Genomic DNA, 14,589 nt, shown 5'->3' on the forward strand with positions numbered 1-14,589 from the left:
AAGTGCCAGAAGGAGGGCCAAGCCAGCTCCAGCGAGAACTTTCCTTCGTGCTACCAACTCACTTCTCCCTCAACAAACTCAGGACGGATGAGCGTCGGCCGTAGCATCGAGCCCGGCCTCCTTTGTAAAGCAGACTTTTCTGTCGCCATCGGGATCACCTATGTACCAGACAATGTGGCGGCCTTTTGGCCCCTCTTCTATGGCAAGGGGAGTGGAAGACGTAACCCCCTGGATTGAGATCACAATGTAAGCCTGCTTCACTGTGGCGTTCCATTCAGTTCTCCATCCCCCTGTGATCGCGTCCACCGACGACCAGTCGGGGGATCCGAATGCAGGAATTGCCGGATCAGCGTTGGATAGGCCGGTTGGTATGCCCGTTCCTGAGTAGGTTCCGTCCGGCAAGAAGGCAAGTTTTGCTACCTGCCCCTGCGGTCCGGTCGCTGCCCAGGTGCCCTCCAAATCAGGCGGGCTGACTTCCACTCCTTTGGGGTCACAACCTGTAAGTGCCAGGACCAAAGCCAAGCTAGCTCCGGCGAGAACTTTCCTTCGTGCTACCAGCTCACTTCTCCCTCAATAGACTCAGGACGGATCCGCACTGGCGGTAGCGTCGAGCCCGGCCTCCTTTGCGAACGAGACCTTTTTGTCGCCGTCCGGATCGCCTAGATAGCGCAGAAGGCGTCGCCCCTTGGGTCCCTCCTCAACATTGATCGGCGTAGAAGAGCTACGGCCCTTAATCGAAATCAAAACGGAGGCCCGACTTCCTCTGGCATTCCAGTGAGTCTTCCATTCACCAGAAATCGCATCAACTGACATCCAGTCGGGGGCCCGTACAGAGGATCCGTTGGATCGGGGTGGAATACTCCATTGGGAAGGTTCGTTCCGGAGTAGGTCCCGTCAGGCAAGAAGACAAGCTTTGCCACCTGTCCTTGCGGGCCTGTGGCCACCCAGGTGCCCTCGACATCCGTCGGGCTGACTTCCACTCTCTCTGGAAAGTAGTAACAACCCGTTAGGGCCAGGACCAAGGTAAAACCTGCTCCGGCGAGAACTTTCCTTCGTGCTACCAACTCACTTCTTCCTCCAATGGGCTCAGGACGGATCCGCAGTGGCGGTAGCGTCGATCCCGACCTCCTTTTTAAAGGCGACCATTCTATCGCTGTCAGGGTCGCCTATAAACCAGACAAGACGGCGGCCCTTTTTTCCCTCTTCAGCATGAAGGAATCGAGATGGGCCAATCCCTTCTATTGTGATCACGACGTACCCCTGTTTCCCTCCCTCCTTCTGGTCGGTTTTCCAGCTACCCGTGATCGGACTCGTCGACGTCCAGTCAGGTGATCCTGACGGAGGGATGTCTGGATCTTCGTGGGAGAGGCCGGTAGGAATATCGATTCCGGAGTAGGTGCCGTCAGGCAAGAAGACAAGTTTCGCCACCTGACCTTGCGGGCCTGCCGCCACCCACGTGCCCTCGACATCTGCTGGGCTGACTTCCACTCCGTCGGGGAAAAAACACCCTGTAAGTGCCAAGACCAGGGCCAACCCAGCTCCGGCGAGAACTTTCCTTCGTGCTACCAACTCACTTCTTCCCTCCCGTCCGCATGCGAGCATAGCCGCCCCCCGGCGGGATCCGATGCGCTTCCGCTGATTCCTGATCTGGACGGCACCTGTCCTAGCCATCGGTAAGAAGTCTTCGCGTGAGGACGGAGACAATCAGGATGATTGCTCCGCTGACGACTCGATGACACCTAACACTTTTCCTGCTGTGGCTTTGCGTAGCCCCTGATACAAGGGGCGGTCGGCGTTGAAGATAGAGGGTGTCATCCTTCGCCTGCCGGTCCCATGGGACGGGAGAAGGCCCCGCTACATATTTAACTATCAGGGGCCAACGGGAAGCCTAAAGCTTTGCTCACGGCGTCGTCAATCGTCCGATAACTTTCCAATCCATACTTGCCAACAGGTTCCGTCGGATGACTTTGTTCGATTCCATACTCATCCATATACCTATCGAAAATGGAATTGTAAAAACAATGAATCCCCAGCTTTTCCCCTGGACCCAATGGAACTTGATCGATAGTCTCGAAATATCCTCTCGACCAAGCTTGCAAGTTTGTCATCAGGGGGGGGGGGAGGAGAAGAGCGTCTGTTCGCAATTCGCTTATTTCCGGTAAATCCTTCGAAGGAGAGCAAAACTTAAAAAGGTAGATTAGCTGCGCTCCAGGGCCAAGGCTGGCGTTAGCATCTGTGTTGATCACTCTGCCGAATGAATACATCGCATCCGGCATCTGAAGCACAAAAACATCGCCTTGCTTTGGCTTTTTCCGTGATGGTTTGAGGACTCGCATGTTTGTACTGATGTTCTTCGTCACTTGATGCCGTTCGCTTGAAGCCAAGATTCGCGCCAGTTGACCGCGTCTTGGAAGAAGGGTCGTTTGGGTGAAATGCTGTTGATCTTGTTCTGGAAATTGCCACGATTACGTTCGATGAGGGCCTGTTCAATTGCCCTGGCTTCACCCCTAGCAATCAAACCGTCCTGTGGGCAAATCCTCTGCCCAGGCGCCCGGGCGTGGTTCCGGCTTTGTGGACTATGCCGGAAATGTAGAAGGGAGACCGTTACGCCACGAGTGTTTATGGTTCTCATTCTTATTAGCGTCCACTCCATTTCTCTTCAACGGCTTTGCTATTACTGTGCGTCGTTGTCTCGTTTCGTGACGCGGCCGAAGTAGTGGATTTCCCCACGCTTCAGTGGCAGCCGTGTCCTGAGGCTTGTCAAAAATGAAGAATTCGTTGGAATGATCTTGCAGGGGTCAGTACCCCGGCAGTCTGTGGCGGCTGGAGCAGCGAAAGTAGGGACGATGCTGGTAGGCGCAGGTGGTGCCATTGTCTGGTCGTTCGCAGGCGCCACTACGTACGACACTGATGCGCTGCTTAGGGTGAGGCATGGAGGTGTCCACGTCGATGGCTGTCTGCATTCACTTGCAGGTGCTCCGTCGACCGTTGCCAGAGCACTGGCTGCCATGGCGGGCGGGCTTCGTGGACGGTCCCTCACTTTCCTTTGCGTTGCCACAGCGGTCCTGTTGCTTATTGACCCGGCTATGGCTGGGAACGTGGGTTTCCTCCTGTCCGTGCTGGCCACTCTCGGTATCGTGCTCTTAGCCCGCCGGATTGCTTCCTGGATCCCTGCCCGGGTTCCCAGGTGGATCGCTGCAGGAGTGGCAGTTCCCTTGTCCGCCCAGCTGCTGTGTGGCCCCGTCATCGTGGCACTCCAGCCGCAATTTACCCCGTATGCATTCATCGCCAATGTAGTGGCCGGTCCTTTGGTGGCCCCAGTGACCATTCTCGGTACGATCGCTGTACCACTTGCCGCGTTGGCGCCCTGGTTGGCGGTGGTGCCCGTGGCAGTCGCCGGTGGATGTGCAGCGGCGGTTGCGGGCGTGGCCAGGTATTTCGCGGGCCTGCCCGGGGCGGCACTGCCGTGGGCCGACGGGCCGACCGGAATTGCGTCCATGATGCTCGGCTCAGTGGTTACCATCACTGCAGTCTGGCTGCTGCTGCATCCGCGGCCGTTTGTGGCACGCGTCATGGCCCTGCACACAGGCGTAGTGGTGGCTTTGGAGCGCATCTCATGGCACGGGCATGGCAGACTTGTAAACTGCAGGAAATCGTCCGGAAGGAAACACCAGTGGCTGCTGCCCAAAACACTCGGGCCAAGAACTCCGCGGCGAACACCCTCTCCTGGCGGGACGCGGTTCCGGCCGCCGTAGTGTTGATCACGGGACCGGAAGAATACCTCGGGATCCGCGCCATGGACCGGATCCGCACGCAAGTACGCACCAGCACACCGGATGTGGAGCTCACCCGTCTGAACGCCGGCTCCTACGAGGCCGGGACGCTGGCGATGACTGTCACCCCGTCCCTCTTCGGTGAAGGCAAGCTCATAGAGGTCGAGGGCCTCGAAGCCATGAACGATGCGTTCCTGGCAGACGGTCTGGCCTACCTTCAACATCCTGACCAGGACGTTGTCCTGGTCCTTCGGCACGGCGGTGGTGTACGTGGCAAGAAGCTGCTTGATGCCGTGAAGGCCGGCGGGTGGCCCGTCGTCGAATGTCAGCCCCTGAAAAAGGACGCCGACAAAACTGCTTTCGTTGTCGCGGAGTTCAAAGCGGGCGGCCGCCGCATTGAAGGTGAGGCTGTCCAGGCGCTGGTGAATGCCGTCGGAGCCAATCTTTCTGAACTGGCGTCGGCGTGCGGCCAGCTCATTGCCGATGCCACAACCGCTGTGACGGCAGAGACGGTGGAGCGCTACTACGGTGGGCGTGTGGAAGCCACAGCCTTCAAAGTCGCGGATGCCGCCATGGCCGGCAACGGACCGGTGGCGTTGTCCACGCTTCGGCACGCGTTGGCTACCGGCGTCGATCCCGTTCCACTGGTGGCTGCCTTGGCGGCCAAGCTTCGGACATTGGCCAAAGTTGCAGGGGCGAACGGATCATCGGCGACCATTGCGAAAAATCTTGGAATGCAGCCTTGGTTGGTGGAGCAGGCCCAACGTGACGTGCGTCGGTGGACCCCTGAGGGCCTGATCCGTTCCATCCAGGTCATTGCCGAGGCGGACGCGCAGGTGAAAGGCGAATCCCGCGACCCGGTGTACGCCGTGGAGCACGCTGTGACCGTGATCGCCACCTCTGCCAGCCGAGGCTGAAGCTGGTTGATGCACCAGGCGGCAAACGCCGTCTGGTTAAAACCCAAAGGCCGGCACCCAAAGGGGCGCCGGCCTTTTGATCAGCTCAGTCGAACTGGAAAACCTTAGAGTGCGTTGACCTTCTTGGAGATCGCCGACTTGCGGTTCGCAGCGTTGTTCTTGTGAATAACGCCCTTGCTGACAGCCTTGTCCAGCTTACGGCTGGCAGCAACAAGTGCAGTTGCAGCAGCATCCTTGTCAGCAGACTCAACGGCGGTGTTGACGGCGCGGATGGCCGTCTTCAGCTCAGACTTGACGCTGTTGTTACGCAGGCGAGCCTTCTCGTTGGTGAGGATGCGCTTCTTCTGGGACTTGATATTAGCCACGTATGAACTCTCTTTTTAATGCGGAAATTGGTCTAGAGGGTTGTCAGGTTGGCCATCGACTGAGCGGCGTGGGGATGCCTATGGCAGCCAACCATGCGTGGCCGTCGACCTGCACGGACACACAGCTATAAAGGATAGCAGATGAGGCCCGTAAACGGAGACTTGACGCTCACCGCCGGCTTTGCTGCGCTTGGAGACTCCGCGAAACCTCCTGGAATTGCCGTTTACCCAACACGGCGCCTTCGCGCCGGACGGCCGAAGGATCCAGCCGGATGATGCGCCGTACGTTGACTTCGCTTGGCCTGCCCCGCCTGTCCCACGGCCCGCTGCCGATGTCGACGTAGTCATCGGCGCGCCTGCCGTTGTCATGGTCCTTCGACGTGAGCATCAGTCCCAGCAACCACTTCCCATCGCGCCCGATGAGAAGCACGGGGCGGTCTTTGCCTTGCGCATGGTCCTCTTCATAGGGAACCCATCCCCATACGATTTCGCCCGGGTCCGGTTGGCCATCAGGTTTGGGGGAGTAGCTGGGCCTCACGGCTCCGCCGAAGTCGCCCGGGTAGGCGACTGCTGAATGTCCGACGGCGGTAGGCCGGGCCGGCTTCTTGGCGCCAGTTGATGGGGCGGCAACTTTTGAGCCCGAGCCTCCCAAAACCCGGAGAGAACGCAGCAGGAATTTACCCAGAGGGCGCATATCGAAGGCCATGTGAATACGCTACATCCGACTGTGGCGGGCAACCCGCTGCGCAATGTACGGCGAAGCGCCGGTTCGTGGGAGACTAGAGGATCAGATACGCGGCGTGTTCGGGCTGGCTTATGCCCAGTTCCATGATTTGCCGTGTGAGCGTCGACAGTAAGGATCCTGCGTGTCTCCCATGGCCCGCACCGCACCGGTGCCCGCCGCAACAGATCCGGCCATCATCCGGAACTTCTGCATCATTGCCCACATTGACCACGGTAAGTCCACCCTGGCCGACCGCATGCTGCAGTTCACCGGCGTCGTTCAGCAACGCGACATGAAGGCCCAGTATCTGGACCGCATGGACATAGAACGTGAGCGCGGCATCACCATCAAGTCGCAGGCTGTTCGCATGCCGTGGGAACTTGATGGCACCAGCTACGCCCTGAATATGATCGACACTCCAGGTCACGTGGACTTCACCTACGAGGTTTCCAGGTCCCTTGCAGCCTGCGAGGGCGCGATCCTGCTGGTGGACGCGGCACAGGGCATCGAGGCCCAAACCTTGGCCAACCTCTACCTGGCGATGGAAAACAACCTCACCATCATTCCGGTGCTGAACAAGATCGACCTCCCTGCGGCGCAGCCCGAGAAGTACGCGGCTGAGCTTGCGAACCTCATCGGTGGAGACCCGGAGGACGTCCTCAAGGTTTCCGGTAAGACCGGCGCTGGCGTTGAAGCGCTCCTGGACAAGATCGTCCGTGATCTTCCAGCACCTGTTGGCAATCCCGACGCCCCCGCGCGTGCCATGATCTTTGACTCGGTCTACGACACCTACCGTGGCGTGGTCACTTACGTCCGTGTGGTGGATGGCAAGCTTCACCCCCGCGAACGCATCCAGATGATGTCAACCCGCGCGACGCACGAACTCCTCGAAATCGGCGTGAGCTCACCCGAGCCCACCCCGTCCAAGGGCCTGGGTGTTGGCGAGGTGGGATACCTCATCACCGGCGTGAAGGATGTCCGTCAGTCCAAGGTTGGCGATACCGTCACCAACCAAGCCAAGCCGGCCTCTGAGTCTCTCAGTGGTTACGCCGACGCGAAGCCGATGGTCTTCTCCGGCCTCTACCCCCTGGACGGCACGGACTATCCGGTGCTCCGTGACGCATTGGAAAAGCTGATGCTCAATGACGCAGCCCTGGTCTACGAGCCTGAGACCTCGGCTGCGCTGGGCTTCGGGTTCCGTGTGGGCTTCCTTGGGCTGCTGCACCTGGAAATCACCCGCGAGCGTTTGGAACGCGAGTACAACCTCGACCTCATCTCCACTGCACCCAACGTGGAGTACGAGGTCACCCTGGAAGACAAGCGGGTTGTCCACGTCACCAACCCCAGCGAGTACCCCACGGGCAAGATCGCTGAAGTCCGCGAGCCCATGGTCTCCGCTACCGTCCTTGCGCCCAACGAGTTCGTCGGCGCCATCATGGAGCTTTGCCAGAGCCGTCGCGGTCAGATGAAGGGCATGGACTACCTGTCCGAGGACCGCGTTGAACTCCGTTACTGGATCCCGCTGGCCGAAATCGTGTTCGACTTCTTCGATCTCCTGAAGTCCAAGACGCGCGGCTACGCCTCGCTGGACTGGAAGGCCGACGGCGAGCAAGTGGCCGACCTCGTCAAGGTCGACATCCTGCTCCAGGGCGAACAGGTGGACGCGTTCAGCGCCATTACGCACCGCGACAAGGCCTACGCCTATGGTGTGATGATGACCGGGAAGCTCCGCGAACTGATTCCACGGCAGCAGTTCGAGGTGCCCATCCAGGCTGCCATCGGCTCCCGCATCATTGCCCGGGAGAGCATCCGGGCCATTCGCAAGGACGTTCTTGCCAAGTGCTACGGCGGTGACATCACCCGTAAGCGCAAGCTGCTCGAAAAGCAGAAAGAAGGCAAGAAGCGCATGAAGATGGTTGGCCGCGTTGAGGTGCCCCAAGAGGCCTTCATCGCAGCGCTGACCACGGACGAGTCAAAGGACAAGGCCAAGAAGTAAATGCCCAGCGTCCTACCTTTGGGCGATCCGGCACCTGCGGACGGCATTTTGCCGCCGCAGGTGCTGGACGGCGTCGAGCAGCGCAAATTCGGCCTCTATGTGCACATCCCGTTTTGTGCCGTGCGCTGTGGCTATTGCGATTTCAACACGTACACCGCGACCGAGCTCGGCGGTGGCGCGTCACAGGATGCCTATGCTGCGACGGCGGTTTCCGAGCTCGGATTCGCGGCTGCGGCCCTGGATGCTTCGGGCCTCCCGCGGCGGCCCCTCAGCACGGTCTTCTTCGGAGGCGGTACGCCCACCCTCCTGCCCGCGGAAGATCTGGCGCAGATCCTGCGTGCCGCCGTCGGGCATTTTGGCCTTGAGCCCGGCGCTGAAGTAACCACCGAAGCAAATCCGGATTCCGTAACACCCGAATCCCTGAAGATCCTTGCGGACGCAGGTTTCACGAGGGTGTCATTCGGCATGCAGTCGGCCGTTCCCCACGTGTTGAAAGTGCTGGACCGGACACACACGCCCAGCCGGGTGCCCCTGGTGGTTCAGTGGGCCCGTGAGGCTGGCCTGGCCGTCAGTTTGGACTTGATCTACGGGACACCGGGGGAGTCCATGGAGGATTGGGAGCTCTCGCTCAAGACGGCACTGTCCTACGAACCCGACCACATCAGCGCCTACGCGCTGATCGTTGAGGACGGCACCAAGCTTGCCGCGCAGATCAGGCGCGGCCAAGTGCCCGGAATCGACGACGACGACCACGCCGCCAAATATGAACTGGCGGACCAGATGATCTCAGCGGCGGGCCTGGACTGGTACGAGGTCAGCAACTGGGCCCGGACCCCGGAACAAGCCTGTAGGCACAACCTGGCCTATTGGCGCGGAGATGATTGGTGGGGGATCGGCCCGGGTGCGCATTCGCATGTGGGCGGCGTCCGCTGGTGGAACGTCAAACACCCCACGGCTTATGCGTCACGATTGGGCGCTGGAACTTCCCCTGCTGCGGGGCGTGAAACCCTCGACGCCGGCACCCGTGAAGTGGAGCGGATCATGCTGGAGGCGCGCCTCGGAACGGGGCTTGCCGTAGATGCCCTCGATGGTGTTGGTCGCCATGCGATGGCGGGGCTCATCGCAGATGGTCTGGTTGATCCCGTTCAGGCGTTCAAGGGTCGGCTTATTCTGACACTGAAGGGCCGCTTGCTCGCAGATGCGGTAGTCCGCAGGATCCTACCGGACTGAATCGGCTCAGCCGCGGGAGGAGTGCGCTAGCGGTCCGGGACGGGGGCCCTACTTGATCCAGCGCAGGTTGAAGCGGTAGCGGTGAGGCTGGCCGTGGTTGACTCTGATTCCCGCGGAGACGGAGAAGCAGGTCAGCGCTACCCAGATGCCCGTGGCGATGACTGCGAAGATGTTTCCCACCACCGGCAGCAGCACCAGGATGTTCGCGAGCACGGCGGCAATGGTGGGAGGCAGCGTGAAATTCAGGGCCTCTTTGGATTCCTGTGCTGTGAACGGCCCGCGATCGCGGAAGATCAAATAGATCAAAAGAGCCGGCAAGCATCCCAGGATGCCGCCGAAGTGCGCCAAAGTGGCCCACTGCCGGTCCTCACTGGCCGTCAGCGGGAGTGCGTTGGCAGGCGCGCCGTGGTACTGGGGCTGGCCTGCGGCGCTGCCCGGTTCTTCAGGAGCATTATCTGCCACGGTGTCTTCCCTTTGCTGTAAAGATGCTGCGGTGTTGCTGTCCAAGAATACCGGCCCGCACGGCCTTCCCGGGACCAACGCCCCGGAGATGCGTCAGATCCTGTTGTGCTGGCCGAACCTTTAGGGGGCGGTAAGGAAGTCGATGACTTCTTCCACACGGCCGAGCAGCGATGGCTCAAGGTCCGCATAGCTGCGCACCGCACCCAGGAGCCGCTGCCAGCCCAAACCTATGTCCTCGGCGCTCTCGTGGGGCCACCCGAAGGCGGTGAGAATTCCGGTCTTCCAATCCGTCCCGCGGGCCACGGCCGGCCATTGCTCGATGCCCAGCACCTTGGGCCGTATTGCCTGCCACACGTCCACGTAGGGGTGCCCGACGATCAGGACATTCCCGGCTGCGCCGGGGACGGTCATGGCCTCGGCTGCGATCCTGGACTCCTTGGAGCCCTGAACCAGGTGGTCCACCAGGATGCCGAGCCGGCGGTCGGGCCCGGGCCTGAAAGCTGCGATGGCCGATTTGAGGTCGTCCACTCCATGGAGGGGCTCCACCACGATTCCTTCAACCCGAAGGTCGTCACCCCAAACCTTCTCGACGAGTTCGGCGTCGTGTTTGCCTTCAACCCAGATCCGGCTGGCCTTGGCTACCTGTGCCCGCTGTCCCTGGACCTTGACTGAGCCCGAGGCTGTCCGTCCCGCCGGAATCGCCGCAGCAGGCGGACGGGGGGCTGGAGGCATCAACCGGATGGCTTGCCCTTCGAGGAGGAATCCATAGCCGAGTTGGAATGACTTGGTCTTGCCGCGCCTGTCCTCGAGGGCCACGATGTGCATGCCGCCGGTCTTTTCGACCCGGGTGACTTCGCCCACCCACCCCGACTGGACGTCCTCCAGGACCATTCCGCGTTGGACCGGAACCTCGGGGAGTTGGCGTTTGGCCGGGGCCGTCAGATCCTGCGGGCCCCAATTGTCGAAAGCCAAGGAATTCCTACCTCTGTGCTGGTATGCGAAAGGACGGGCACCAGCTGCGATCCCGCTGTACTGGCTCGTCGTCCCGGATACAGTCCGCGGACGGTTTCAATGCTAACAACGTGGTAGCTCATACTAGACTTGTTAGCACTTGGGCATGTTGAGTGCTAAGTGTGGTGGCCCGCTGGAGGCCCCGCGGGGACGGTCCCAAGGACCATGGAAGTTGTCAGGAGGTGGAGCAATGAGTGAGCCACGCAAGCTGGAAGTGCTGCGTGCCATCGTTGAGGATTACGTGCATTCCCGGGAGCCCGTGGGATCCAAGGCCCTCGTTGAGCGCCATCACCTGGGGGTTTCCAGTGCGACAATCCGCAATGATATGGCGGTCTTGGAAGAAGAAGGGCTCATTGCTGCCCCGCATACCAGTGCGGGCCGGATTCCCACGGACAAGGGCTACCGTCTCTTTGTAGACCGCATCTCGCAGGTCAAGCCGTTGTCTGCCGCAGAGCGTCGGGCCATTCATTCGTTGTTGGAGGGCCCCGACGACGTCGATGACATCCTTGAGCGCACCGTCAGGCTCCTTTCGCAGCTGACCAACCAGGTCGCCGTCGTGCAGTACCCGCATTCGCACCGCGCATTGGTCCGCCACGCGGAGTTTGTCCTGCTGGCACCCAAACAAGTGCTGGTGGTCCTCATAGCGGATACCGGAAGCGTTGCGCAGAAGGTGATCGAGGCCGGCGCCGATGTGAGCAACGAGGCCCTGATGTTGTTGAGGTCACGTTTCCTTGGCAGCATCGCCGGCACCCAGCTGGCCCTTTTGCCTCAGGTGCTTCCGTCCGTTGTTGCCCTGTGTCCGCCAGATCTTCGGGCCCTCGCACAATCGCTCGCCAATGGACTGGAATCGTTGAGCGACACCAGCCGTGAAGAACGTATCCTCATGGCCGGTACGGCCAACCTCGCACGGTCCAACGTCGATTTCCCCTTGAGCATCGGTCCGGTGCTGGAGGCGCTTGAGGAACAAGTTGTCATGCTCCGGTTGTTGTCGGACATGGGAGACGATCCCCGAGGCGTCACGGTCAGCATTGGCCGGGAGAATCCGTACGACGGTCTCGCCGAGGCATCTGTCGTGGCCACCGGCTACGGATCAGGTGCCAAGGTGGGCATCCTCGGACCCACCCGCATGGACTATCCCACCACCATGGCGGCGGTACGCGCCGTGGCCCGTTACCTTTCCCGCATTCTCGGCGGCTGAAAAGCGGCCCGAGGAAACATCCGCAGTACAACCAGGAAGAGATACCGACTTTGAGCAGCCACTATGACGTTTTGGGAGTCTCGCCGGAAGCCACCGGGGAAGAGATCAAAAAGGCGTACCGCAAGCTGGCACGGAAACTCCACCCGGACGTAAACCCCGGTGAAGATGTCGCGGAGCAGTTCAAGGCCGTGACCCACGCATACGAAGTGTTGTCAGATCCCCAGAAACGCCGCGTCTACGACGCCACCGGCAATGAAAACGGAACTGACAACGGCTTCGGTGGCGGGTACGCAGGCCAGGGCTTCGCCTTCCAGGACATCTTCGACACCTTCTTTGGCGGAGGCGGCGGACACGGAGGGCCGGCCTCCCGTGTCCGGCGCGGCCAGGACGCCCTCATCAGTGTCCGGATCGACCTCAAGGACGCGGTGTTCGGCGTCAACAAGAAGCTTGAAGTTGATACGGCCGTGGTCTGCCCAACGTGTGATGGCAGCTGCTGCCGTCCCGGCACCCACCCCGAACGCTGCGACATTTGCGGCGGCAGCGGCCAGGTCCAGCGCGCAGTGCGCTCCATCCTTGGCCAGGTCATGACCACCGCGCCCTGCGGCACCTGTGAAGGATTCGGCACCGTTATCAAGGATCCCTGCAACGAGTGCAGCGGCCAGGGCCGCATCCGGAGCCGCCGTTCGTTGACCATCAAGGTGCCGGCAGGTGTCGCCACCGGCACGCGTATCCAGCTGTCCGGCCAGGGCGAAGCCGGACCCGCCGGTGGTCCGGCGGGCGATCTCTACGTGGAGATCCGCGTGAACAACGATTCCACGTTCGTTCGTGAAGGTGATGATCTGCACGCCACCCTGAGCGTGCCCATGACGGCAGCAGCCCTCGGGACGGACTTGGAGCTCGACACCTTCGACGGCGCACAGGACATTGAGGTAAAGGCGGGGACGCAGTCCGGGGAGATCATCACCCTTCGCGGCCTTGGCGTCACCCATCTCCGCGGCTACGGCCGTGGCGACCTCAAAGTGCACCTGCACGTCGAGACGCCCACCAAACTGGACCACGCCCAGGAAGAACTGCTGCAGCAGCTCGCCAAGCTTCGCGGTGAGCAATTCACCGAAGGCAAACTGGTGGCCAGCGGCGGAATGTTCGCAAAGCTCCGGGACAAGCTCGGTAACCTGTAGCGGTGAGCAATCCCGTCTTCTTCGCGCCAGCCGGCAGCCTTGACCAGTTGCACTCCGGTGCCGCCTTTGTCCTGGAGGGACCGGAGGCGCGCCACGCCGTCACGGTCAAGCGCTTGGCCGTCGGCGAGTCCGTTGACATCGCCGACGGCGCTGGCGCCCGGCTCACCGGAACCGTCGCCGACATCGGACCTGGCACCTTGACGGTGACGGCGGCGGATGTCGTGTTCGAAGAGCAGCCCCACGTGCGCTTGGTCCTGGTGCAGGCCTTGGCCAAAGGCGACCGCGACGAGCTGGCAATCGAGACGGCTACTGAGCTTGGAATCGATGCCGTGGTTCCCTGGCAGTCCGAACGCTCGATTGTCCGCTGGAAGGGGGACCGGGCAGCCAAGGCGCATGCGAAGTGGGAGTCTGTGGTGACCGCCGCGGCAAAGCAGGCGCGCAGGGCCTGGATACCTCCGGTCCGCCCGATCGTCGACTCGAGCGGACTGGCCAAGGCTGTTGCGGAAGCCGACCTCGCCATCATCCTCCACGAGGACGCCAAGAATCCCTTGCGGGAGGTCCTGGAGAAGCTGGATGCTGGCGACACCCCACCGCGCGAGGTTCTTCTGATTGTCGGGCCGGAAGGCGGAATCTCACCGCGCGAAGTAACGCGGCTCAGTGACGCGGGTGCCGTCACCGCACTGTTGGGTCACCATGTGTTGCGGTCGTCGACGGCGGGACCTGCCGCCGTCGTTCTGGCCAGCGACGTCCTGGGCCGCTGGTAGCCGGCCGGCGACCAGTCCGCGGCGGACATGCCTAGGAGACGCTGAACAAGCGGGTATCCGTGCTCGATTCGATGGCCTTGCCGGCGTCGTCCACCTCGGATACCCGGAGCTCGTACTTGCCGGGTTTCAGTGTGGCTCCGAAGCTGAAAAGACCGTACTGACCGGGCTCGCCAGTTGCCTTGGTCTGGCCCGTGAGCAGGCTCGACTTCTCTCCCTTGCCGTTGTCCTGGAGGATCTGCCAGCTGATGGGCCGGGAGTTGTCTGTGATGCGGCCGTTGAACTTGATGAGCCCGGACGGCAGGGAAACGTCCTCCTGGGGATCAATGATCCACAGCGGCGCGACCAAGGAAGCGTCGCGTGTCATCGGTTCGCCAAGTTTTACTTGTCCGAACGCCATGTAGTCCTTGTGGCCGTCCACCAGGATGACCACCTGGATCTGCTGGCCCGAGTTGATGAGTCCGGAGGACGAGGCTGCCGCCGTCGCTGTGTACACCAGCTGCTGAATGGCGCGCTGGGCCATCCCGGCATCCAGGTTCGAGTTGAAGGCGTCGCGGGAGACGTCGACGGTGATTACGTTTTTGCCCGAGATGGACGTCGCCAGGTTTCCCGGTTCCTGCCAGGGCGTAAAGAAATCATGATCCAACGGCTTCTCGGCCATCATGATCTTCAGGGCGGTGGTGACAGGGTTGCCGTCACCGGAAATGTCCCGGAATTCGCGGTAGAGGTAGACCTCGTCCTTGCTTCGCCCAATCCAATAGACCGGAATTTTGGTGGAAGCCTGAGTTGTCTCCAAGGGGGCGTTGCTCGCGGGGGCGTCCTGCACGGACAGCGATGGCGGGCTCGACGTTGCCTGGCTACCCCCTCCGCCGTTGGCAATGCAACCGGTCAGCAGCAGGACAGCAAGCATCGCAGGCGCGGCGATGGCGGACCGTGTCCGCTTTCGTGCGCCTTTCCGGGTGCTCGCTGGCATG

Annotated in this window: 14 protein-coding genes; 7 read left to right on the forward strand and 7 right to left on the reverse strand. The window is 61.4% G+C overall.

The window, feature by feature from the left end; translation table 11 throughout:
* Positions 1 to 1,086: 1,086 nt before the first annotated feature.
* Together ACFVSI_RS06630 and ACFVSI_RS06635 are read right to left on the reverse strand one after the other, a co-directional pair.
* Positions 1,087 to 1,410 carry a hypothetical protein gene (locus tag ACFVSI_RS06630; protein WP_387821070.1) on the reverse strand — a complete coding sequence of 108 codons (324 nt, stop codon included), beginning with the start codon at positions 1,408 to 1,410 and terminating at the stop codon, positions 1,087 to 1,089.
* Between the two features lie 452 nt (positions 1,411 to 1,862).
* Entirely contained in the window at positions 1,863 to 2,360 is a 498-nt protein-coding gene (locus ACFVSI_RS06635; RefSeq protein ID WP_387821073.1) for an Imm26 family immunity protein, read from the reverse strand.
* A 486-nt stretch (positions 2,361 to 2,846) separates the two neighbouring features.
* On the opposite strand from ACFVSI_RS06635, the gene ACFVSI_RS06640 reads away from it, so the two are divergent.
* Positions 2,847 to 3,755: a ComEC/Rec2 family competence protein gene (locus tag ACFVSI_RS06640; protein ID WP_387821076.1), complete on the forward strand. Its 909-nt coding sequence runs from the start codon at positions 2,847 to 2,849 to the stop codon at positions 3,753 to 3,755.
* The gene (holA, locus tag ACFVSI_RS06645; RefSeq protein WP_387821079.1) at positions 3,674 to 4,690 is read left to right on the forward strand and encodes a DNA polymerase III subunit delta; all 1,017 of its coding nucleotides are present in this window, start codon (positions 3,674 to 3,676) and stop codon (positions 4,688 to 4,690) included. The genes ACFVSI_RS06640 and holA overlap by 82 nt, the downstream gene beginning before the upstream one ends.
* 104 nt (positions 4,691 to 4,794) lie before the next feature.
* Here holA and rpsT read toward each other — a convergent pair whose 3' ends face one another.
* On the reverse strand, positions 4,795 to 5,055 hold the full coding sequence (gene rpsT / locus ACFVSI_RS06650; RefSeq protein ID WP_144658908.1) for a 30S ribosomal protein S20: 261 nt from the start codon (positions 5,053 to 5,055) through the stop codon (positions 4,795 to 4,797).
* Positions 5,056 to 5,224: 169 nt separating this feature from the next.
* A complete protein-coding gene (locus ACFVSI_RS06655; RefSeq protein ID WP_387821083.1) occupies positions 5,225 to 5,761 on the reverse strand; it encodes a type II toxin-antitoxin system PemK/MazF family toxin in 537 nt (178 codons plus the stop codon).
* A gap of 160 nt (positions 5,762 to 5,921) precedes the next feature.
* On the opposite strand from ACFVSI_RS06655, the gene lepA reads away from it, so the two are divergent.
* Both lepA and hemW read left to right on the forward strand, forming a co-directional pair.
* Positions 5,922 to 7,775 (forward strand): translation elongation factor 4, encoded by a 1,854-nt coding sequence (gene lepA / locus ACFVSI_RS06660; RefSeq protein ID WP_387821087.1) that lies wholly within the window; start codon positions 5,922 to 5,924, stop codon positions 7,773 to 7,775.
* Positions 7,776 to 9,005 carry a radical SAM family heme chaperone HemW gene (gene hemW / locus ACFVSI_RS06665; RefSeq protein WP_387821090.1) on the forward strand — a complete coding sequence of 410 codons (1,230 nt, stop codon included), beginning with the start codon at positions 7,776 to 7,778 and terminating at the stop codon, positions 9,003 to 9,005.
* Between the two features lie 48 nt (positions 9,006 to 9,053).
* On the opposite strand, the gene ACFVSI_RS06670 is transcribed toward hemW, so the two are convergent.
* Both ACFVSI_RS06670 and ACFVSI_RS06675 read right to left on the reverse strand, forming a co-directional pair.
* Positions 9,054 to 9,467 carry a DUF4870 domain-containing protein gene (locus tag ACFVSI_RS06670; RefSeq protein ID WP_387821093.1) on the reverse strand — a complete coding sequence of 138 codons (414 nt, stop codon included), beginning with the start codon at positions 9,465 to 9,467 and terminating at the stop codon, positions 9,054 to 9,056.
* A gap of 120 nt (positions 9,468 to 9,587) precedes the next feature.
* The gene (locus ACFVSI_RS06675) at positions 9,588 to 10,439 is read right to left on the reverse strand and encodes a DUF3097 domain-containing protein (protein ID WP_387821095.1); all 852 of its coding nucleotides are present in this window, start codon (positions 10,437 to 10,439) and stop codon (positions 9,588 to 9,590) included.
* Between the two features lie 229 nt (positions 10,440 to 10,668).
* On the opposite strand from ACFVSI_RS06675, the gene hrcA reads away from it, so the two are divergent.
* The 3 genes from hrcA to ACFVSI_RS06690 are packed head-to-tail and all read left to right on the forward strand — an operon-like array spanning position 10,669 to position 13,618.
* A complete protein-coding gene (gene hrcA / locus ACFVSI_RS06680; RefSeq protein WP_387821098.1) occupies positions 10,669 to 11,676 on the forward strand; it encodes a heat-inducible transcriptional repressor HrcA in 1,008 nt (335 codons plus the stop codon).
* A 50-nt stretch (positions 11,677 to 11,726) separates the two neighbouring features.
* On the forward strand, positions 11,727 to 12,854 hold the full coding sequence (dnaJ, locus tag ACFVSI_RS06685) for a molecular chaperone DnaJ (RefSeq protein WP_144658901.1): 1,128 nt from the start codon (positions 11,727 to 11,729) through the stop codon (positions 12,852 to 12,854).
* A gap of 2 nt (positions 12,855 to 12,856) precedes the next feature.
* Entirely contained in the window at positions 12,857 to 13,618 is a 762-nt protein-coding gene (locus tag ACFVSI_RS06690; RefSeq protein WP_387821101.1) for a 16S rRNA (uracil(1498)-N(3))-methyltransferase, read from the forward strand.
* A gap of 31 nt (positions 13,619 to 13,649) precedes the next feature.
* Here ACFVSI_RS06690 and ACFVSI_RS06695 read toward each other — a convergent pair whose 3' ends face one another.
* A complete protein-coding gene (locus tag ACFVSI_RS06695) occupies positions 13,650 to 14,588 on the reverse strand; it encodes a GerMN domain-containing protein (RefSeq protein WP_387821104.1) in 939 nt (312 codons plus the stop codon).
* Position 14,589: the final 1 nt, after the last annotated feature.

It is taken from the genome of Paenarthrobacter sp. NPDC057981, from assembly GCF_042886835.1.
Classification (GTDB): domain Bacteria; phylum Actinomycetota; class Actinomycetes; order Actinomycetales; family Micrococcaceae; genus Arthrobacter.

Bases quoted from the DNA above. Each gene is read 5' to 3' on its own strand.
- hemW (WP_387821090.1), top strand. From the start codon at position 7,776: ATGCCCAGCGTCCTACCTTTGGGCGATCCGGCACCTGCGGACGGCATT.
- ACFVSI_RS06695 (WP_387821104.1), bottom strand. From the start codon at position 14,588: ATGCCAGCGAGCACCCGGAAAGGCGCACGAAAGCGGACACGGTCCGCC.
- ACFVSI_RS06655 (WP_387821083.1), bottom strand. From the start codon at position 5,761: ATGGCCTTCGATATGCGCCCTCTGGGTAAATTCCTGCTGCGTTCTCTC.
- hrcA (WP_387821098.1), top strand. From the start codon at position 10,669: ATGAGTGAGCCACGCAAGCTGGAAGTGCTGCGTGCCATCGTTGAGGAT.
- ACFVSI_RS06640 (WP_387821076.1), top strand. From the start codon at position 2,847: ATGCTGGTAGGCGCAGGTGGTGCCATTGTCTGGTCGTTCGCAGGCGCC.